The organism is Arthrobacter sp. 10N43, assembly GCF_056394525.1.
Genome location: NZ_JBFTIA010000016.1, coordinates 43,732 through 63,000, shown reverse-complemented (window position 1 = coordinate 63,000; position 19,269 = coordinate 43,732). Strand labels below are relative to the sequence as shown.

The following is a 19,269-nucleotide window of genomic DNA, read 5'->3' as shown; positions in this document are numbered from 1 at the left end:
GACGGGACCGGGATTCGGTGACGCAGCAGTCGGTTTTTTGCCCCGGTGGGGCATCAACATGTACCGAACCTCACGAGAGTCAAACCTTCGCGCGGCTCATCCATCGTACTAGAATTCCCGGCTTGACCGTGACGAGGGCAACAACAGGCGGATACTATTCCCAATTAATGACGCATGATTTTCGAAATCGCCGAATAATGTTCTATTTGGGTACCAAAAATACCGGTGCATCCGGCTGTCAGGCCAGTGCGCCGTCCCTCATCGCGAACCGGAGCCAGTTCCCGGCGCCGTCCCCAGGCCCGTTTGCGCTGTCCCTGGCGCACGTGCTGAACCAGTCCCCCAGCGCGCGGTCGTGGCTGACCATCACCAGTGTCCCCGCGAAGCCGGACAGGGCCGCTTCCAGCTGTTCCACCAGGACGGGCGCCAGGTGGTTGGTGGGCTCATCCACCAGCATCGTTCCGAACCCGCCCAGCAGGAGCCGGGCCAGGGCCAGCCTGCGCTGTTGACCTGCCGAGAGGCCTCCCACCGGGACATGGAATTCGCTGGCCCGGAAGAGTCCCAGGCGCAGCAAGGCCTCCGCGTGCTCATCGATGTTGCCGCCCAGTCCCGCGGCAAAGGCGGGCAGCAGGCGCAGCCCCGGGCGCGGCGGGAGTTCCAGTTCCTGCTGCAGGTAGCCGATCCGGCCGTGCCGCACCACGGTGCCCGTGGCCGGTTCCAGCGTGCCCGCGAGGACGGAGAGCAGCGTGGACTTGCCCGCCCCGTTGGGACCGGTGATGAGGATCTTCTGGGCAGCCTCCACCCGGAAGTCCGACGTTTCCAGGCGGCCAGGCACGGCCACCCCCTTCGCTTCAAGGGCGGGGCCCCCGCCAAGGTCCGCCCGCAGGTCCGCCGCCAGCTTCAAGGGCACCGGCGGGCGGTCGATGGGGTTTGCCTCCAGCCTGCGGAGGCGCTCCTGGGCATTGCGGACCTTGCTGGTGGCCGCCTTTTGCCACGTGCCGGCCTTGAAGTCGAACCCCATCTTGTCGCCGTCGCGCTGGCGGGCGTAGCCCATCCTCCCCGCGATGGTGTCCGCCTGAAGCCGTTCGGCGGCCATCGCGTCCAGCCACCCGTGGTACTGCTGCGCCCAGCGCTGGCGTTCGGCTGCTTTTTCCCGCAGATATCCTTCATAGCCGTTGCCGTAGCGGTTGACCGTCCGGCGTTCGGCATCGACCTCAATGACGGTGGAGGCAACTTTGCGCAACAGGACGCGGTCATGGGAGACCACCACCACGGTGCCGCGGTGGGCCGCCAGCCGTCCCTCCAGCCAGGCCGTGCCGCTGGCGTCCAGGTGGTTGGTGGGCTCGTCCAGGAGGAGGATGTCCGCGGGATCGGCCAGAACGCAGGCCAGTGCCACGCGTTCCTGTTCCCCGCCGGAGAGCGAGCCCAGTGTCCGCATCCGGTCCAGGCCGCCCAGGCCAAGCCGGTCCAGCGCCGCCTCCACCCGGGATTCCGCGGCGTAGCCCTCCCTGAGCTGGTACTGCGTCTGCAGGTTTCCGTAGCGCTCCAGGTCCTCCGCATCCGCGCCGGCCAGCCCGTCCTCCAGCCGGTCCAGCTCGGCCTCCAGTGCGCGGAGCGATTCCAGTGCGGCGTCGATCGCGTCGCTGACGGTGAACTGCTCAGGCATGCCATGGGTCTGGGCAAGGTAGCCCACGCGGCCTTGGCTGACGGCGGTCCCCTCGTCCGCGGCCTCGATCCCGGCCAGAATCCTGAGCAGCGTGGATTTGCCCGCGCCGTTTTCGCCGACGATCGCCACATGCTCACCGGCAGTGACAACGAGGTCGACGCCGGCAAAGAGCTGGCGATCCCCATAACCGTGGGATACGCCCGTAAGGCGGAGATGTTCGCTCAAGGGGTCCTCGCAAGTCGGTGCCAGCCTGCCCGGCGGCGGCTTGAGTCCCCAGTATGGCACCGCCGCCCGGCACTGGGGGCACCGGGGCGCCTGCCGCCGTCGGACTTGCCTGCTGCCGTCGGACGGGCTCACGCGGCAGGCACCACCGCGCAGCCTCGCCTCGGCGCTAGGCTGGGGACATGGGCACAGCTCTCCGCACACCACCCGCGCCGCAGCCGGAGCTTTACCGGTTCTCCCGGCTCGATTTCATCACCGCCGGACTCTATGTTGCGGTGGCCGCCTTCTTCGCCGTGGCAGGCGGGCTGTTGGTGCCGCTGCTGCTGCAGATTTCGCCCAATCCCGCGGTGGCCTCCTACGCGGTGAACCTGGTCTTCTACGCGACCATCGGCGTCCTTGCCCTGACCGCCGCGCACCGCGTTGCCGGCCGCGACCTCCGTGTCCTTGCCACACGGCCCTGGTTCACGGTGCTCATGGTGCCGCTGGCCGTGGTGGCGATGCTCATCCTCACCGCGATCTTCGTAGCCGTCAGCGGGCCGGTGCAGACCTCCGCCAACCAGGCCGGGCTCCAGGCGCTCATGCAGCAGGTACCGGTCTGGCTCATGGTGCCCCTGCTGGTGATCGTGGGACCCTTCGTCGAGGAATACATCTTCCGCCACCTGCTGATCGGCAAACTGAGCCGCCGGGTCAACCTCTGGCTCTGCTGTGCCCTGTCGGTGGTCCTGTTCGCGGCCCTGCACATCGTTGGGCAGGAACAAATGACCCTGCAGGTGCTGATGCCGTACCTCGCCATGGGCGCCGTCCTGGTGTTCGTGTACGTCTGGACCGGGAAGAACCTGATGTTCTCCTACTTCGTCCACGCTTCGAAGAACCTCCTGGCGGTCGTCTTCATTTACGCGATTCCACCGGAGGTCCTGGACCAGTTGCAGCAGGTCCAGGGCTAACCAACCCAACGTGGTGCCACTTCCGGCGCGGGCGCCGACGTCGTAGGTTCTTTCCATGACACTGAACATCCAGATCGCCGTTGACTGCCGAAACCCGCACGAGCTCGCCGACTGGTGGGCCGAAACACTGGAGTGGGCCGTGGAGCCGCAGGATGAGGTTTTCATCCGCTCCATGATCGAGCAGGGCTTCGCTACCGAGGCGGAAACCATGACCCACCAGGGCAGGCTCGTGTGGCGCGCCGGCGCCGCCATCCGGCCGCCCGAAGAAATCGACGCCAAAGCCCCTGCCCGCCGGATCCTGTTCCAGACTGCCCCGGAGGAGAAGACCGTCAAGAACCGCATCCATTGGGACGTCAGGCTCGCCGGCGCGGACAAGGACGCCGCGCGGGCTGCGCTCGAAGCGCGCGGCGCCACCTACCTCTGGTCGGCCAACCAGGGACCGCATTCCTGGCACACCATGGCAGACCCGGAAGGCAACGAGTTCTGCATCAGCTGACGCCATTACTAGACTCGGACTGTGAGCAACGAAATCCCCGCCAAGGTATCCGACGTCTTTGACCCCACCCGGTGGCGCACCGTGTCCGGTTTCGACGACTTCCAGGACATGACCTACCACCGGCAGGTGGAGCGTGGGGCGGACGGCTCCGTGGTCCGGGACCTGCCCACCGTGCGCATCGCCTTCAACCGTCCCGAGGTCCGCAATGCCTTCAGGCCCGGCACCGTGGACGAGCTCTACCGCGCCATGGACCACGCCCGGATGACCCCGGACGTGGCCACCGTCCTGCTCACCGGCAACGGCCCCTCCGCCAAGGACGGCGGCCACTCGTTCTGCTCCGGCGGGGACCAGCGGATCCGCGGCCGTGACGGCTACCGGTACGTAGTACAAGACACAGATGGGGAAACGACAGAAACCATCGACCCCGCCCGGGCCGGCCGGCTGCACATCCTGGAAGTCCAGCGGCTCATGCGCACCATGCCCAAGGTGGTGATCGCCGTCGTCAATGGCTGGGCGGCCGGCGGCGGACACTCCCTCCACGTGGTCTCGGACCTCACCATCGCCTCCCGCGAGCACGGAAAATTCAAGCAGACAGACGCCACCGTGGGCAGTTTCGACGCCGGTTACGGCTCGGCCCTGCTGGCGCGGCAGATCGGCCAGAAGGCCGCCCGGGAAATCTTCTTCCTGGCCCGCGAATATTCCGCCGAGGACATGGTCCGGATGGGCGCCGTGAACGAGGCCGTGGACCACGAACGCCTCGAGGAGGTCGCGTTGAAGTACGCCGCGGACATCGCCCGGCAGTCCCCGCAGGCCATCCGCATGCTCAAGTTCGCCTTCAACCTGGCTGATGACGGCCTGGCCGGCCAGCAGGTCTTCGCGGGCGAGGCGACCCGGCTGGCGTACATGACCGACGAGGCCGTGGAGGGCAAGGAAGCCTTCCTCGAGAAGCGCGACCCCGACTGGTCCGCGTTCCCGTACTACTTCTAAGGCGCGCTGTGAACTCCGGACCCACGAACATCGAGCCCGTCCTCAAGGCGCTGGCTGCTGCCCTCCACGGCGAGGGACCCGCCGTCGAACTCTCCGCCGGGCACGACGGCTCCCCGGAGCTGGGATTCCCTGACACGGCCGGAATCGAGGACGCGGCCGTGGTGGTCCGTACCTCCGGGTCCACCGGCGTACCAAAGGCGACCGTCCTCACCGTCGAGGCCCTGGCGGCCTCGTCAATGGCAACCGCCTTTGCGCTCAAGGGCGAAGGCCAGTGGCTGCTGGCCCTCCCCGTGCAGTACGTGGCGGGCGTGCAGGTGCTGGTCCGCTCGCTCTTCGCGGGGACCAGGCCGTGGGTGATGGACCTCTCCGGCGGCTTCACGCCGGAGGCCTTCACCGCCGCGGCCCTGGAACTCACGGACAAGATCAGGTTCACCTCGCTCGTCCCCACCCAGCTGCAGCGGCTCCTGGACGCGCCCTCGGCCGACACCCTGGCCGTGCTGCGGCGCTTCAACGCCATCCTGCTCGGCGGCGGCCCTGCCTCTGCGGAGCTGCTCGCGGCAGCCCGGGACGCCGGCGTGCGGGTGGTGACCACGTACGGCTCGTCCGAGACCTGCGGCGGCTGCGTGTACGACGGCTTCCCGCTCGAGGACGTCTTGGTCCGGGTGGAGGACGACGGCCGCATCCTGCTTGGCGGGGCAACCATCGCCGCCGGGTATCTTCAGGCCCCCGAGCTCTCGGCCGCGACGTTCATCGAAGAAGACGGCGTCCGCTGGTACCGGACCAACGACCTCGGCGAGCTCGACGCCGACGGCCGGCTCACCGTACTCGGCCGGGCCGACGACGTCGTCATCACCGGCGGCGTCAAGGTTTCCGCCGCGCATGTCCAGGCCGAGCTGGAAAAGCTCGACGGCGTGCGGGCGGCTTTTGTCGCCGGCGTGCCCTCCGCCGAATGGGGCCACGCCCTGGCCGCGTACGTTGCCGTGGCCGACACTTCCCCGGAAGCCCTGGCAGCGTTTACGGACCGCCGGGACGAGACCTGGGGGCACATGCTGGGCGCTTTGGCCCCGAAAACGGTCCTTCCCGCCGCGGACCTGCTCATGCTCCCCAACGGCAAACCGGACCGCCTGGGCATGACGGTCCTCCTGGATGCGCTCCATCAGGGAAAATAGACAAGCAGCTTCCGGCTTCCTGCCGACCATGCACCAACCAACGAGTATTCAACGAACCAACGAGGTACTGACCGTGGCCACAGCCGCACAATGGATCCAAGGCGCCCGACTGCGCACCCTGCCCGCCGCGATCGCGCCGGTGCTGATCGGCAGCGCAGCCGCCTACGAGATGGATTCGTTCATCCTGCTGAACGCCGTGCTGGCCGCCCTGGTCGCCCTGCTCCTGCAGATCGGCGTCAACTACGCCAACGACTACTCGGACGGCATCCGCGGCACGGATGAGGACCGGGTGGGTCCCCTCCGGTTGGTGGGCTCGGGCGCGGCCCGCCCGGAGCACGTCAAATGGGCGGCGTTCGCGGCGTTCGGCCTGGCGATGCTGTGCGGCCTGGTCCTGGTGATCATCACGCAGGCCTGGTGGCTCATCCTGGTCGGCGTCGGCTGCGTGCTGGCCGCCTGGGGCTACACCGGCGGCAAGAACCCCTACGGCTACCTGGGCCTGGGCGATGTCTTCGTGTTTGTGTTCTTCGGGCTCGTCGCGACGCTTGGCACCACCTACACGCAGGCCGGGCAGATCAGCCTCGCCGCCATCATCGGCGCGATCGGCACGGGGCTGATCGCGTGCGCGCTGCTCATGGCCAACAACGTCCGCGACATCCCCACCGACAGGAAGGCGGGGAAGAAAACCCTGGCCGTCCGGCTCGGGGACAAGCATGCGCGTGAAAGCTACGTGCTGATGCTGGCCGTGGCGATCCTGCTGGTGATCGTCCTGGCGCCCGCACGGCCGTGGATGCTGATCGTGCTGCTGCTGATCCCCGCCAGCCTCATGCCGTCCTGGCTCATGATCGCCGGGCGGCGCCGCAAGAGCCTGATCCCCGTCCTGAAGCAGACCGGGTTGATCAACTTGGGCTTCGCCGCGCTGTTTTCAGTCGGACTAGTCCTCAGCCACGGGTTCTAGGACCCGGGCTGCCCGGAATCCTTGGGGCGCTGGTCCGCGCGGACCGCAATGTCGGGGTTCGCGTCCACGAGGCGGTCTTCGGCCTCGGCGTCGGCCACCTCGCCGGCGCTGCGCAGTGGCTTGGCTTTGCCGGAGAACCGGTGGTGCAGCGTCGCGGTGGCCGCGTCACGCTGCCTCTGGAAGAACAGGAAGCTGACGGCGAAGGACATCATCCCGGCGCACAGGGCCGCCAGGAGCACTCCCAGCTGCAAGTAGAGGAAAAGCGCAAACAAGGGCGCAAACAGCGCCAGCCGAATCAGGGTGTATTTGAGGAAAGCCACCCCACAAGTTTAGCCGCCGGGACGGCGGCCGCGCTTCGGCCCTCATCCTCCCGCGCCGGGAACGCCGGCGGCCCGCACCCGCACACAGTGACCGACGCCGTCGGGCCGCCCGACGGCTAGACTGAAGGTATGCTCCGTGTAGTGGTTCCGATCGTCATACTGGTCGTGTTTGTCTATGGACTGGTCGACCTCATCCGGACTGACGCGCGGCTGACCAGAGGCATTTCCAAGACCGCCTGGATCTTCGTGCAGATCCTTCTCCCTGTGGTCGGCGCAACCCTGTGGTTCCTCCTTGGACGCCCCCGCGCTACGGACACCGCCCCGGTGGCCTACAGCCATCCAGTAGCGCCCGACGACGACCCGGAATTCCTGCGCAACCTTGAAATCCGCCGCCGCAACCAGACCGAGGCCGCCAGGCTCAAGAAGCTCAAGGACGAACTCGACGCCAAGGAGCGCAAGCCCGACGCCGGCAACGCCGAAGCCGCAGGCACAGCAGGCACCGGCGACGCCCACGAACCCGGCGACGCCGGGACGCAAGGTACCGACGAGGTTAAATAGCGCGGGGTTCAGTGGCGCGGGGTTCAGTGGCGCGGGGCTAAATAGTCCCTGTTTCCGCCACGGGGACCGCTCACTTGGCAATCCTGTTTGCGGCCAGTAGCCACAGATGGCCGGAATCCCAGCCTCGAAGCGGCCTTCTGCGGCGAACGGCCACCACTCATCCGCTCGCGCTCGTGCTGCCCACGGGGCTTACTCTTCCCCCCACCGTGCCCGCTCTGTGGATAACCTCCGAGCCCCCTCGGCACGGGCGCAGAATCCTCTTATGCGCCAGCCCAGTAAGCTTCCCCCGCAGCTTGGAAACCAGCCCTTCACCGTGGCCGAGGGGCGCGCTGCAGGCCTGAGCCGGCGACGGACCCGGGCCACGGATCTGGTCAGCCCGTGTTATGGAGTGCGCGCCCCGGCCGCCAACCCCGAAAGTTTGCTGGAACGCGTTCATGCCCTGACTGCGGTGACGGGGGCAGTCGTGAGCCACCTGTCTGCGGCCGTGCTGTGGGGCTTCCCCCTTTCTCAGGCCTTTGAGAACGCTGCTGTCGTCCACCTGACAAGTCGGCCGGGCCAGCGGGCCGTGCGCCATAAGAATGTGGTGGGCCATCAGCAGTCACTTGAACCGGACGAGATCGCGCGCGGGAGCAGGGTGAGCTGCACCTCGCCGCTGCGGACGTGGTTCGATCTCACAGGCATGCTGAGCCTCGATGAACTGGTGATTGCCGGGGACTTCCTGCTGCGGCGGCGGAATCCCTTGACCACGATCCAAAAGCTGGACGCATTCCTCGAAAGGAAACAGGGCAGGGCGGGCTACCGGCGCGCTATGCGTGCCCGCGCCCTGATCCGGACCGGCACGGACTCCCCCAAAGAAACCGAACTCCGGCTACTTTTGGTTCGGCATGGCCTGCCCGAACCCGGAATAAACGTCCCCATGTTCGACGAGACCGGCCGTTGGATCCAGGACCCTGACCTCTCCTACGAGCAAGAAAAGATCGCGATTCAGTACGACGGCGGGCATCATGCCAGTCCGGCTCAGCGCCGCAGCGACATATTCCGGGATGAGAACGCCAGGGATGCCGGGTGGCGCGTCGTCGTATTGACCCAGTGGCATTTGACCCCGGTCTCCCGTGGGGTGGAGCCGCCTGCGGTTACCCGCGTGCGTGCGGCGCTGACCGAACGGGGCTGGACTCCCGGCTCGGGTGCGAGGCCAGGCCGACGTAAAAGTGCTCGCCCCTAACCGCCCCGTCCCACACTCATCTGTCCCACACTCATCTGACACGAATGGGCGCCAAGCGGGTTAGCTTGGCGGCCATCTGCGTCAAATCGTGCACTGGGCTGGTGGTTACAGCCCCGAGTAGGAGTGCAGGCCGTTGAAGAACTGGTTCACGATGGTGAAGTTGAAGACCACGCACAGGTAGCCGACGATCGACAGCCAGGCAGCCCGGGTTCCGGTCCAGCCGCGGGTGGCGCGGGCGTGCAGGTATCCGGCGTAGACCACCCAGATCACGAACGTCCAGACTTCCTTCGTGTCCCAGCCCCAGAACCGGCCCCAGGCCTTCTCCGCCCAGATGGCGCCGAACATGAGGGTGAACGTCCAGCCGACGAACGCGATGGCGTTGATGCGGTAGGAGAGGTTCTCCAGGCTGAGGGCGTTCGGTACGAGGCGCATGAACCCGAGCTTGTCGGCACCGCCGGCGGCGATGGTCTTCTGCCGGTGCGACTGCACGAGCTGCAGCGCGGACATGGCGAATGTCAGCGTGAAGAGCGCCGAGGACATCACGGCGATGGAAACGTGGATGATCAGCCAGTAGCTCTGCAGCGCCGGCACGAGGTGGCCCACGGGCGTCCAGAAGGAGATCGAAGCCGCAACCAGCATGATGATGGCCAGGCCGATCACGAAGGTGCCCAGGAAGCGCAGGTCGCGGCGGATCAGCACCAGCAGGAAGACAGCCACGGCCACGAACGCGCCGGTGGTGAGGAATTCGTACATGTTGCCCCACGGCACCCGGCCCGCACCCAGCGCGCGGGTGATCACGCCGGCCGCATGAATGGCGGCGCCGAGGACGGTCAGTGCGACGGCCACCCGCGCGGGGGCACGCCGCTCGCCGCCGTAGCGCATGCTGCCGTCGGCGGTCTGGCCCGCACCCGCCGACGCCCCGCGGCCGGAGACGGCCGACGTCGGACGCTCCGCACGGCCGGCAGGTCCGCTGATGTGTGCATCGGAGCGGTCAGTGGCGCCTCCGGCGGCTCCTGCTCCGACGCCGACGGGGATCCGGGCCGCATCGGTCCCGGCGGCCTGCCCGGAGAGCTCCGCGGCCTTGAGCTCGACCGCGCGCAGCATTTTGCTACTCTTGGCCAGGTCCCAGGCGAAGGCGATGAACGCCACCGTGTACGTGCCGGCCGCCAGCAGCATGAAGAGCTCGCTGTACTGGCCCATGGTTTCGTTGATCGGGAACGACATTACTGATCCTTCTTCGACTCGGACGAGCCGGCTGTTGACTGGATGAAGTCTTCTGCGGGTTGTTCAGTGACGGCGTGCGTGCCGCCGGCTGCCGTGCTGCCTGTTGCCGTGCTGCTTCTTGCCGTGCCGGCGTTGTCCGCCCGGTCATTATCCGCCGTCGCGCTGGGAGCTGGCTGGGAGCCGGGCGCGGTGTCCTCGCCCAGCTGCCATTCGCCGGACAGGAGTTTGCGGATGGCGGCGGCTTCGCCGGCGAGCCGGTGGTCTTCGCCGCGGGCCAGGAGACCGTACTCCACCATGGTGCGGCCGTCCTCGTGGGTGCCCGTGCGGACCCAGACGCGGCGGCGGTTCACATAGAGCGAGGTCACCAGCCCGGCGACGGCCAGGAGCGCGAAGATCAGGGCGTACAGCTGGCCGGGGTTGTGGTGGATGTCCACGCCGATGTAGCGCTTCACGCCGTCGAAGCTGATGGAGCCCTTCCCGTTCGGCAGCGTGTAGCTGCCTCCGGGCGCCAGGACGATGCCCTTGGTGTCCAGGTTGCGGGCGTTGAGCGGCGTCAGTTTCTTGACGTCGAGTTCGAAGACGTTCTGCGGGGAGCCGGCGTCCAGGCCGAGGTCGCCGAAGTAGGAGTTCAGGGTCAGCTGCGGGTTGATCAGCTCCGGATCGCCGCTGAAGGACACGCCCTGGTCGGTGACGAACGCAGTCGGCAGGAAGAACCCGGCGAAGGCGAGCTGTTCCGGCTTGGCGTCCGGGACCTTGATGACCACGGAGGAGTAGTAGTTCTCGCCCTGCAGCTTGGCGACCACGGGACCCTGCATGGCGATATTGCCGGCGCCGTCGCGGATGGTGACCACAGGGGCGTAACCGTTGCCCGTGAGGTACACGCTGGTGCCGCCGAGGCTGAGCGGGTCGTTGACCTTGAGCACTTCCTTCTTGGCGGGCGCGTCCGGGTTTTCCTTCGTGGTCACGGCCGCCTTGAAGTCGATGGGCTGGCCGAATTTGCCCTTCGATTCACGGTCAAAGGTGATGTCGAACTTGTCCAGCTGGACCGAATACGGCTGGAGCTGGCTGCTCTGGAAGTTGGTGCCCGGGGTGAACTGGTCGTAGCCGACGAGCGTGTTGACGAACGTGTCGCCCTCCACCAGGATCCGCTGCCCGCTGTAGCCGAAGAGGCCTCCGGCGGCCACCGAGACCAGCACACCGATCAGGGCTGTGTGGAAGACGAGGTTGCCCACTTCCTTCAGGAAGCCGCGTTCGGCGCCCAGGGAGGGGCGGTCGCCGTCGCGGTCCCGGACGTCCACGCGGTAGCCGCGTTTCTTCAGCAGCTCCGCGGCGTCGGAAATCGCTTCCGACGCCGGGATCCCGGCGTCGGCCGGCAGCACCAGGGTGCCGTATTCGGGGAGCCGGGACAGCCTTGCCGGGGTGCGCGGCGGCTGGGAGCGCATCGCCTTGAAGTGCGCGATGGCGCGCGGGATCACGCAGCCGATCAGCGAGATGAACAGCAGGATGTAAATCGCGGAAAACCAGGCCGAGGAGTAGACGTCGTAGAGCTGCAGCGAGTCCAGGATCTTCCCGTAGTCCGGGTGGTCCTTGATGTACTGCGTGACGATGGCCGGGTTGGCCGGGCGCTGCGGGAACAGCGATCCGGGCACGGCCGCGACGGCCAGCAGCAGGAGCAGGAACAGGGCCGTGCGCATGCTGGTCAGCTGCGTCCACGCCCACCGGAGCATGCCCAGCGGACCCAACGAGGGCAGGACTGCCTCGGACTTCGGGGACTTCTTCTTCTTTACGTTCACGCGCTCGCTCATCAGATTGGCAATTTCACATCGGTTTGGAACCAGTACTGCAACCCGGAGACCCAGGTGCCCCACACGCCGGTGGCCATCAGGATCCCGAGGAGGACCAGGATGCCGCCGCCGGTGCGCTGGATGGCGAGCCGGTGCTTTCGGAAGAAGGACATCACGCCGATGCCGCGGCGCACGGCCAGGGCGATCAGCAGGAACGGGATTCCCAGCCCAAGGCTGTACACGAACGCCAGGAACGCCCCCTTGGCCGCGGACGAGCCGCCGGAGAGGCTGAGCAGCTGGACGGCGGAATATGTGGGACCGATGCACGGCGCCCAGCCCAGGCCGAAGGTGACGCCCAGTAGGGGCGCGCCCCACAGCCCGGCCGGCGGTTTGGCATGGATCTTGGCATCGCGCTGGAGCCAGCCGAAGCCGCCCATGAACACCACGCCCATGACGATCACCAGGACGCCTAGCAGCTGGGTGATCCACCTGTTCTGCGTTCCGGTGATGAGGCTGCCCAGCTGCCCGAAGGCCCCGCCGAGCAGCACGAAGATCACGGAGAAGCCGAGGACGAACAGCCCGATGCCGGCCAGCATGCGCCCGCGCCGTTGCTTCTGCAGGTCGACGCCGGTCAGTCCCGTGACGTAGCCCAGGTATCCGGGCACCAGGGGAAGGACGCAGGGCGAGAGGAAGGAGACGAGTCCGGCCAGCAATGCGACGGGAATGGCGAGCAGGAGCGATCCGTTGAGGATGGCTTCGGCGAAGGGGCTGTTCACTGTCCGGACCGCGCTACTCGGCCACGGCGGAGGCGATGAGGGATTTCAGGGTGCCCGGCTGGATTTCGCCCAGGACCCGGGAAGCGACGCGGCCCTGCTTGTCCAGCACGAGGGTGGTGGGCACCGCGCCGGGCGGCACGAGTCCGGAGACGGCCAGCAGCACGGCGCCGTCCTTGTCGTTGAAGCTCGGGTAGGTCAGGTTGAAGGTCTTGTCGAACGCGTCGGCAGTGGCTTTCTCGTCGCGCAGGTTGACGCCGAAGAACTGCACGCCCTTGCTCTTGAACTCCTGGTTCAGCGCCTCCAGGGAGGGCGCCTCGACCCGGCAGGGGGCGCAGGCGGCGAACCAGAAGTTCAGCACGGTGACCTTGCCGGGGAAGTCCGCCGAGGTGACGGCCGTGCCGTCGAACAGCGTCCCCTTGAGCGCCACCGGACTCTTGCGGTCCGCGACGGCGAATTCGGTCACGGAACCGTCGCCGGCCACGTAGTTCTTGTTGTCCCCGGCCTTGGCCTGCTTGGCGAGGGCGTCGTCCTGGGCGCAGCCGGACAGCCCAAACGCGGCGGCCAGGGCGGCGCCGCCGGCGGTCAGGACATGGCGGCGGGACAGTGGAGTCCCTTCGTGGCGGTTCCTGGCCATGGTCAGGCTCCCGGGGTGCTGGCGGCACCGGGCAGCAGGGCGGCAGCGGGCTCGCTGTAGTCGACCCGCACGAGGCCGCCGGCGTCGTCGAACACCAGGGAGGTCAGGGACGTCAACGTGCACTCGCGTTTGCGCGGGTCGTGCCACAACGGCCTGCCCTCGGCGCTGAGCCGCGTGGCCCAAATGGGCAGCTGGTGGCTGACAAGGATGGCCTCGGCCCCGTCGCCGCCCAGCTCGATGGCCCGGAGGCGTGCATCCTGGACTGCCGCGATCACGCGCGCGGCCTGCACCTTGTACGGCTCGCCCCAGGATGGCCGCAGCGGGTTGTACAGCTTGGCCCAGTGCTTCGGGCGGAGCAGTTCGGCCTTGGAGACGTGCATGCCCTCAAAGTAGTTGGCGGCCTCAATGATGCGGGACTCGGTGGCGATCTCGAGGCCCAGGGCATCGGCGATCGGCTGTGCCGTCTCTTGCGCGCGGGTCAGCGGCGACGCGGCGAGGTGGACAATCCGGGCCCCTTGTGCGGAACGCACGCTGAAGTGTTCCGCCAGCGTGCGGGCCATCTCCCGGCCGAGTTCGGAGAGGTGGAATTCCGGCAGCCTGCCGTACAGGACACCATCGGGATTGTGGACCTCGCCGTGGCGGAGCAAATGAACAGTGGCTTGGGGCATGTCTACCAGTTTCTCAAAGATGACGGTCGATCTGAAATCTTCTACGAGAAGTAGAACTGAGGAGTTTGGAAAAATGTTCCCCGGAGTTGGAATAAAAGATGCAAATGCATGTTTATACTGGGTGAAGCAGTTAGTTGAGAGTTCAACCAATGATGCTTCGACTAACGATCAGACGGACCAACCGCAGTAGAACCCGACTCAAGGAGAATCATCATGGCACTTCCCGCAAACGTCACCACCGGCACCTGGACCCTCGATCCGTCACACAGCGAGATCGGTTTCACCGTCCGCCACGCCGGCATCAGCAAGGTCCGCGGCCAGTTCACCGACGCCGCAGCCACCCTGGATCTCGCCGAGAACGTCACCGACTCCAAGGTCAGCGCCTCGATCAAGACCGCCAGCTTCGACTCCGGCGACGCCAACCGCGATGGTCACGTCCGCGGCGAAGACTTCTTCGACGTCGAGACGTTCCCGGAGATCTCCTTTGTCTCCAACACCATCGTCCCCAAGGGCGACGCGTACGAGCTCCAGGGCGACCTCACCATCAAGGGCATCACCCGCCCCGTGGCCCTCGAGACCGAATTCAACGGAGTGGCCGTCGATCCCTTCGGCAACACCCGCGCCGGCCTCAGCGCCGAAACCACCATCAGCCGCAAGGACTTCGGCCTGACCTGGAACGCCGTCCTCGAAGCCGGCGGCGTGCTGGTCAGCGACAAGGTTGCCATCAACCTGGAACTGGCCTTCATCGCTCCCGCAGCCTAGTCAGCAGCCCAGTAAGGACCGCTTTGGCCCGGTAAGCGCCTTCCGCGGCACCTCACTCCAGCGCCCTGTTTCCTCCCCGCGAGGAAGCAGGGCGCTGCCGTTTCCGGCGCCGCAGCTTCCGGAGTTTCTGCCAGTGATGGGGCCGCGGAGGATCCCTTGATAACGGCACCGCGACAGGCCCGGGAGTCCCCGGATAGCTTCCTAGATATCAAGGAATCGGCGGTCTACAGTGAGAGCCATGAGCAACCCGAGTGATGTACCGCCGCAGCAGCCGGGCGCGCAACCTCCCGCGTCGGGCAACGTCCCGCCAGCCGGCCCAGGGCAACCGCCGGTCAACCAGCCGCCCACGCCGGGGTATCAGGCGCCACCGCCCGGATACCAGGCACCACCGCCCGGATACCAGGCACCACCGCCCGGATACCAGGCACCACCGCCGGGGTACCAGGGCCAGCCCGCGCCTACGGGCGGATTCCGCTTCGAGATACCGGCCGACCGGCCCAGGAACTTCAGCGAGGCCCTGCCTGTAGGAGGCCTCTCCGGCATGTTCAAGGTCGCCGCGATGCCCACTGAACTGAAGGTCTCGTACTGGATCTGGCTTATCGGCGGACTCCTGGGCCTTCTGGGTGGAATCATCGGATTGTTCGGGTCTTTTGTCCTGATCGCCTTCGCGCCGCCAATCGGGCTCCTGGTGCTGCTTCTTGTCATCGTTGCCCTTGCACTGGCAACTGCCCAGATCGTCCTGGCCATGAAGATGAAGGAAGGCAGGGAGTGGGCCCGCTTTGCCCTCACCATTCTTGTCGGCGTCTCCCTGGTGCTCACGATCATCAGTGCCGGCGTCGCCGACGGGCGGGGCGGCGGAAGCCTGCCGGGCTTCCTCATCAGCCTGGTGGCCACCGTGCTCATGTGGCTGCCGAACGCACAGGCCTGGTTTGTCGCAAACCGGGGCCGAATCTAGGCCCGCCGCTCCAGGGGAATCCCGGCCAATCCTGGCGGCGCCGGCCCTTCCCTGGGGCCGTCAGGCCAGGTTCGTGCCGTGGCCGTGATGGAGTTCGAATGAGGGTTGAGAATACCTCTCCGGAATGATCCACACGGCGGCCCGCCCGCGGTACGGTTGAGCTAAACCATGCTGGGGGCAGGGCACGAGCGCTGGTCCCGGTGGCCGATTCAGTGATCGACACGCAAAGGACCGCTTCATGAGCAACCCTCCAGTCCAGCCACCGCCCCCGAACGGCTCCGAGCCGGGCGGGGAGTCCACTCCCCAGTTTGGCCAGAACGCGCCGCAGGCCCCCCAGTACGGCCAGAACGCGCCGCAGGCACCGCAGTACGGGCAGCAGACGCCGCCGCCGGCCTACGGCCAGAACGCACCGCAGGCACCGCAGTACGGTCAGAACGCACCGCAGGCACCGCAGTACGGTCAGAACGCCCCGCAGTACGGGCAGCAGACGCCGCCGCCGGCCTCCGGCCAGAACGCCCCGCAGTATGGTCAGAACGCACCGCAGTACGGGCAGCAGCCCCCGGCCTACGGCCAGTCCCCCTATGCCCAGTACCCGTCCGAACAGCCGCAGGCTCCGGGCGTAGTTCCCCAGCTGGTCAACACGTCGTTCTGGCTGATCATCGCAGCCGGAGCCGTGTGGGTCATCTCCATGCTGGTGTCCCTCGGAACCCTGGACACCCCTGCCGTCCGGGACCTGTTCGAGCAGCAGATGGCATCGAGCGGCACGAGCGTCGATTTCGAGTCCATCAGGGGCATCCTGGTCGGCACCATCGTGGTGTTCGCCGTCATCAGCGCCGGACTCTACGCCCTCGTCGCATTCAATGTCCGCAAGGGCAAGAACTGGGCCCGAATCCTGGGCACCGTGTTCGCCGCTTTGTCAGTCTTCAACATCGTCCCGCTCAGCCTTGCCACCCTGGCGGCGCTGGTCGGGATCGCGGCGATCGTCCTGCTGTACCTGCCCGCATCGTCGCCCTATTTCCAGAAGCGGCAGTCCTTCGCCAACCCCTACGGGCAGCCCGGGGCCCCCTTCGGGAAGTAGCCGCAAAAGCGAACCGTGCAGCGGGCGCGGGAACCGGAAGGCCAAGCCGAACTAGTCGGCGCCCTCCGGATCCTGCGCCCTTTGTGCGTGATAGGCCAGAATCTGCAGTTCGGTGGCCATGTCCACCTTGCGGAGGTTGACCCCCGGCGGGACCTGCAGCATCACCGGCGCGAAGCTGAGGATGCTCCGCACGCCTGCGGCAATCACCCGGTCGCAGACGTCCTGGGCCACCGCTGCGGGCAGTGCCAGGACCACCATATTGGCGCCGGTCCGTTGCAGTACCGGCTCAAGGTCGGCGGCGTCGCTGACCCGCAACCAGCCGACTTCGCTTCCCACCACCATCTGGTCGGCGTCGAATATCGCCACGATGTCAAAGCCCCGCGACTCGAATCCGCCGTACCGTGCCAAGGCTTTGCCCAGGTTGCCGGCACCGACGATCGCGACTTTCCAGTCATGGGTCAGCCCGAGGGCGGCAGCGATGTTGCGGTTAAGGTACTGGACCTCGTAACCGACACCCCGGGTTCCATAGGAGCCGACGTAGGAGAGGTCCTTGCGCAGCGTCGAGGAACTGACCCCGGAGGCCTCGGCCAGCGACTCGGAGGAGACGCGGTCCACCCCGTCGGCCAGCAGTGTGGTCAGGGCGCGCAGATAGATGGTCAACCGGGCCACGGCCGCGGGTGGTATCTGTTTGGCGGCAGTTCCGGCTCCCCCGGGCACAGCCTCGGAAAATGAATCCAGCGAAGTCACTATCTGCTCCATTGCGTCGCGTTGTGCTTCCCACTCTAGAGCCCCCGCGCATCGCGCAACAAAGCAGGCGGGCGTCAGGACGGCTGGCTGAGGACCCGCTGCAGCGTCCGCGTCAGGCGGGCCTCGTCAATCTTCCAGAAATCCCGTTGGACACCGTTAACCAGCACCACCGGAATCTCCTCGGCAAAGCGTTCGCGCAGTCCGGCGTCGTCGTCCACCGACTGCTCCGACCAGCCGATTCCGAGCGCGGCCGTGACGCGGCCGACGGCGGCGCGCGCCTCCGCGCACAGGTGACAGTCAGCTTTGGTGATCAGCACTACATCGGGGACAGACGCGGATTTGGCCATGCATCCACCGTAGCCCGGTGGCCGCTTCCGCGTCGACGCGCGGCGCAGCGCACCGGGAGGCGGGCCTTCCTGCCGCCGCGTCGCGCGCCCCGCGGGCGGCCCGGGGCCCGTCATTGACTAGACTCGTGGCATGCCCGAGGAGAAATACGTCACTGTGGCCAGCGAGCCTGCTGCATCGACGCAGCACGGCGAAGCCGCATTTTTCGACGTCGACAACACCCTCATGAAGGGCGCAAGCCTTTTCCACGTCGCCCGCAAGCTTTACCAGCGCGGCGCATTCACGCTGCCGCAGGCCGCCGGTTTCGCCTGGAAACAGTTCATGTTCGTGCTGCGCGGCGAAAACATGGATGACGTCCATGCCGTCCGCGATTCCGCCCTGACGCTCGCCGCCGGCATCACTGCCAGCGACATAGAGGCCCTGGGCGAAGAGGTCTACGACGAAATGATTGAGTCGAGGATATGGCCGGGGGCCAAGGCCCTGGCCGAGCAGCATCTCCGAGTCGGGCGCAAAGTATGGCTCGTCACGGCCACGCCGATCGAGGTGGCCACCGTCATCGCGGCCCGGCTGGGCCTCACCGGGGCGCTGGGCACGGTGGGCGAGATCCTGGACGGCTCCTACACGGGGCGGCTGGTGGGAGAGATCCTCCACGGCCCGGCCAAGGCGGTGGCGGTCCAGAAAATCGCCGAGGACCAGGGCCTGGACCTCGGCCGCTGCTGGGCCTACAGCGACTCCTACAACGACATCCCGCTGCTGAGCATGGTGGGGCACCCCGTGGCCATCAATCCGGACTCCAAGCTGCGCCGCTACGCCCGCGAGCACAACTGGCCTGTCTACGACTTCCGCTCCGGCCGGCGCGCCGCCACTCTCGGGTTCAAGGCCGCGACGGTTGGCGGGGTCATCTACGGCCTGTGGCGGGGGTTCTCCCGCTTCCGCGGCCCCAGCCGCTAGGCCCGGCGTCTTTTCCGCTGCGGTTCCGGACACGCGCGGCGCGGATCCTGGCCGCCGTCGTCCGATCCCGCAGCCCAAGTCCGTTCCCGCCGCCGCATTCGGACACCGCCGGCAGGAAGGCAAGAAAAATGCCCGCCGCCTGGAAGGCAACGGGCATTTCATGCAGTGCGAAGTATTGCTACTTCTTATTGCGACGCTGGTGGCGCGTCTTGCGAAGCAGCTTGCGGTGCTTCTTCTTGGCCATACGCTTGCGACGCTTCTTAATAACTGAACCCACGAAAGTTCCTTACCGGCTAGATGCAGTACCTGCCTGTTGGGAAGGGTCCGCGGGCTAAGCTGCAGACTGAAACAACTGACAGGTTCTTACAATGACGTAAAACGTTCCTTAACAGGGTACCGCCTCCGCGAGGCACCCCACGACCGCGGGCCCGGTGAGGGCCCAAAGCAGCCGATTGATGTTGTGAATGTTGCCGCGGACTGTTCAGCCAGTCCCGGCGTGACCGTCGTTCCGGTCGACGACGGCACCCTTGAGGTACTGTTCGACGGCGTTTTCCGGAACGCGGTAGGAGCGGCCGAACCGCACGGCCGGCATCTCCCCTGAATGTACAAGTCGGTACACGGTCATTTTTGATACCCGCATCAGTTCCGCGACTTCGGCCACGGTCAAAAAACGGGCCTTGGAGAAGTTGGCCTCCGTAGACATTTCCCTATTCCTTTGCTCCAGCGAACGGCAGCCCCACCTGTTGACATGGCGGTGTGCCGATGCTGAGCCATCAAACAACCATGTGTTAGCAACACTAGTTGCTCAT

22 protein-coding genes are annotated in these 19,269 nt (G+C 66.8%); 11 read left to right on the top strand and 11 right to left on the bottom strand.

The features are described 5' to 3' along the window. Window positions 1-238: 238 nt before the first annotated feature. Window positions 239-1,888: an ABC-F family ATP-binding cassette domain-containing protein gene (locus AC1DDO_RS20515; protein WP_476972628.1), complete on the bottom strand. Its 1,650-nt coding sequence runs from the start codon at window positions 1,886-1,888 to the stop codon at window positions 239-241. A gap of 179 nt (window positions 1,889-2,067) precedes the next feature. On the opposite strand from AC1DDO_RS20515, the gene AC1DDO_RS20510 reads away from it, so the two are divergent. The 5 genes from AC1DDO_RS20510 to AC1DDO_RS20490 all read left to right on the top strand — a co-directional run bounded on the left by AC1DDO_RS20510 (window position 2,068) and on the right by AC1DDO_RS20490 (window position 6,436). Beyond that, complete coding sequence (locus AC1DDO_RS20510; protein ID WP_476868969.1) at window positions 2,068-2,829, top strand: lysostaphin resistance A-like protein; 762 nt, start codon at window positions 2,068-2,070, stop codon at window positions 2,827-2,829. A 55-nt stretch (window positions 2,830-2,884) separates the two neighbouring features. Continuing rightward, complete coding sequence (locus tag AC1DDO_RS20505; protein WP_441409707.1) at window positions 2,885-3,325, top strand: VOC family protein; 441 nt, start codon at window positions 2,885-2,887, stop codon at window positions 3,323-3,325. A 21-nt stretch (window positions 3,326-3,346) separates the two neighbouring features. Further along, complete coding sequence (locus AC1DDO_RS20500; RefSeq protein WP_476868970.1) at window positions 3,347-4,312, top strand: 1,4-dihydroxy-2-naphthoyl-CoA synthase; 966 nt, start codon at window positions 3,347-3,349, stop codon at window positions 4,310-4,312. An 8-nt stretch (window positions 4,313-4,320) separates the two neighbouring features. After that, window positions 4,321-5,481: an AMP-binding protein gene (locus tag AC1DDO_RS20495; RefSeq protein WP_476868971.1), complete on the top strand. Its 1,161-nt coding sequence runs from the start codon at window positions 4,321-4,323 to the stop codon at window positions 5,479-5,481. A gap of 73 nt (window positions 5,482-5,554) precedes the next feature. After that, window positions 5,555-6,436, top strand: a complete 882-nt coding sequence (locus AC1DDO_RS20490; RefSeq protein WP_441409704.1) for a 1,4-dihydroxy-2-naphthoate polyprenyltransferase — start codon at window positions 5,555-5,557, stop codon at window positions 6,434-6,436. Here AC1DDO_RS20490 and AC1DDO_RS20485 read toward each other — a convergent pair. Continuing rightward, the gene (locus tag AC1DDO_RS20485; RefSeq protein ID WP_476868972.1) at window positions 6,433-6,756 is read right to left on the bottom strand and encodes a DUF4229 domain-containing protein; all 324 of its coding nucleotides are present in this window, start codon (window positions 6,754-6,756) and stop codon (window positions 6,433-6,435) included. The genes AC1DDO_RS20490 and AC1DDO_RS20485 overlap by 4 nt on opposite strands. A gap of 129 nt (window positions 6,757-6,885) precedes the next feature. On the opposite strand from AC1DDO_RS20485, the gene AC1DDO_RS20480 reads away from it, so the two are divergent. Continuing rightward, the gene (locus AC1DDO_RS20480; protein WP_441409702.1) at window positions 6,886-7,314 is read left to right on the top strand and encodes a PLD nuclease N-terminal domain-containing protein; all 429 of its coding nucleotides are present in this window, start codon (window positions 6,886-6,888) and stop codon (window positions 7,312-7,314) included. 418 nt (window positions 7,315-7,732) lie between these two features. Continuing rightward, window positions 7,733-8,536, top strand: a complete 804-nt coding sequence (locus AC1DDO_RS20475) for a hypothetical protein (protein WP_476868973.1) — start codon at window positions 7,733-7,735, stop codon at window positions 8,534-8,536. Between the two features lie 105 nt (window positions 8,537-8,641). Here the strand turns inward: AC1DDO_RS20475 and ccsB are convergent, their stop codons facing one another. From ccsB to AC1DDO_RS20450, 5 genes are read right to left on the bottom strand one after another with little or no spacing between them, the layout of a single operon-like run. Further along, window positions 8,642-9,760, bottom strand: coding sequence for a c-type cytochrome biogenesis protein CcsB (gene ccsB / locus AC1DDO_RS20470; protein WP_476972627.1), 1,119 nt, complete (start codon window positions 9,758-9,760; stop codon window positions 8,642-8,644). Then, window positions 9,760-11,565, bottom strand: coding sequence for a cytochrome c biogenesis protein ResB (resB, locus tag AC1DDO_RS20465; RefSeq protein ID WP_476972626.1), 1,806 nt, complete (start codon window positions 11,563-11,565; stop codon window positions 9,760-9,762). The genes ccsB and resB overlap by 1 nt, the downstream gene beginning before the upstream one ends. Next, window positions 11,565-12,320 (bottom strand): cytochrome c biogenesis CcdA family protein, encoded by a 756-nt coding sequence (locus tag AC1DDO_RS20460; RefSeq protein WP_441409698.1) that lies wholly within the window; start codon window positions 12,318-12,320, stop codon window positions 11,565-11,567. The genes resB and AC1DDO_RS20460 overlap by 1 nt, the downstream gene beginning before the upstream one ends. Window positions 12,321-12,333: 13 nt before the next feature. After that, a complete protein-coding gene (locus AC1DDO_RS20455) occupies window positions 12,334-12,954 on the bottom strand; it encodes a TlpA family protein disulfide reductase (protein WP_476868976.1) in 621 nt (206 codons plus the stop codon). A gap of 2 nt (window positions 12,955-12,956) precedes the next feature. After that, the gene (locus AC1DDO_RS20450; protein WP_476972625.1) at window positions 12,957-13,622 is read right to left on the bottom strand and encodes a histidine phosphatase family protein; all 666 of its coding nucleotides are present in this window, start codon (window positions 13,620-13,622) and stop codon (window positions 12,957-12,959) included. Window positions 13,623-13,835: 213 nt separating this feature from the next. On the opposite strand from AC1DDO_RS20450, the gene AC1DDO_RS20445 reads away from it, so the two are divergent. From AC1DDO_RS20445 to AC1DDO_RS20435, 3 genes are all read left to right on the top strand, one after another. Further along, on the top strand, window positions 13,836-14,384 hold the full coding sequence (locus AC1DDO_RS20445) for a YceI family protein (RefSeq protein WP_476868978.1): 549 nt from the start codon (window positions 13,836-13,838) through the stop codon (window positions 14,382-14,384). 238 nt (window positions 14,385-14,622) lie between these two features. Then, a complete protein-coding gene (locus tag AC1DDO_RS20440) occupies window positions 14,623-15,339 on the top strand; it encodes a hypothetical protein (protein WP_476868979.1) in 717 nt (238 codons plus the stop codon). Between the two features lie 238 nt (window positions 15,340-15,577). Then, the gene (locus AC1DDO_RS20435) at window positions 15,578-16,417 is read left to right on the top strand and encodes a hypothetical protein (protein ID WP_476868980.1); all 840 of its coding nucleotides are present in this window, start codon (window positions 15,578-15,580) and stop codon (window positions 16,415-16,417) included. Between the two features lie 51 nt (window positions 16,418-16,468). Here AC1DDO_RS20435 and AC1DDO_RS20430 read toward each other — a convergent pair whose 3' ends face one another. Together AC1DDO_RS20430 and AC1DDO_RS20425 are read right to left on the bottom strand one after the other, a co-directional pair. Next, a complete protein-coding gene (locus AC1DDO_RS20430; protein WP_476868981.1) occupies window positions 16,469-17,164 on the bottom strand; it encodes a redox-sensing transcriptional repressor Rex in 696 nt (231 codons plus the stop codon). 74 nt (window positions 17,165-17,238) lie between these two features. Then, complete coding sequence (locus tag AC1DDO_RS20425) at window positions 17,239-17,511, bottom strand: glutaredoxin family protein (protein ID WP_476868982.1); 273 nt, start codon at window positions 17,509-17,511, stop codon at window positions 17,239-17,241. 130 nt (window positions 17,512-17,641) lie between these two features. Here AC1DDO_RS20425 and AC1DDO_RS20420 point away from each other — a divergent pair, with 130 nt between their 5' ends. Beyond that, window positions 17,642-18,460 carry an HAD family hydrolase gene (locus AC1DDO_RS20420; protein ID WP_476868983.1) on the top strand — a complete coding sequence of 273 codons (819 nt, stop codon included), beginning with the start codon at window positions 17,642-17,644 and terminating at the stop codon, window positions 18,458-18,460. 178 nt (window positions 18,461-18,638) lie between these two features. On the opposite strand, the gene AC1DDO_RS20415 is transcribed toward AC1DDO_RS20420, so the two are convergent. After that, window positions 18,639-18,737: a 30S ribosomal protein bS22 gene (locus tag AC1DDO_RS20415; protein WP_003792170.1), complete on the bottom strand. Its 99-nt coding sequence runs from the start codon at window positions 18,735-18,737 to the stop codon at window positions 18,639-18,641. A gap of 204 nt (window positions 18,738-18,941) precedes the next feature. Next, on the bottom strand, window positions 18,942-19,163 hold the full coding sequence (locus AC1DDO_RS20410) for a helix-turn-helix domain-containing protein (RefSeq protein ID WP_018775046.1): 222 nt from the start codon (window positions 19,161-19,163) through the stop codon (window positions 18,942-18,944). Between the last annotated feature and the right edge of the window lie 106 nt (window positions 19,164-19,269).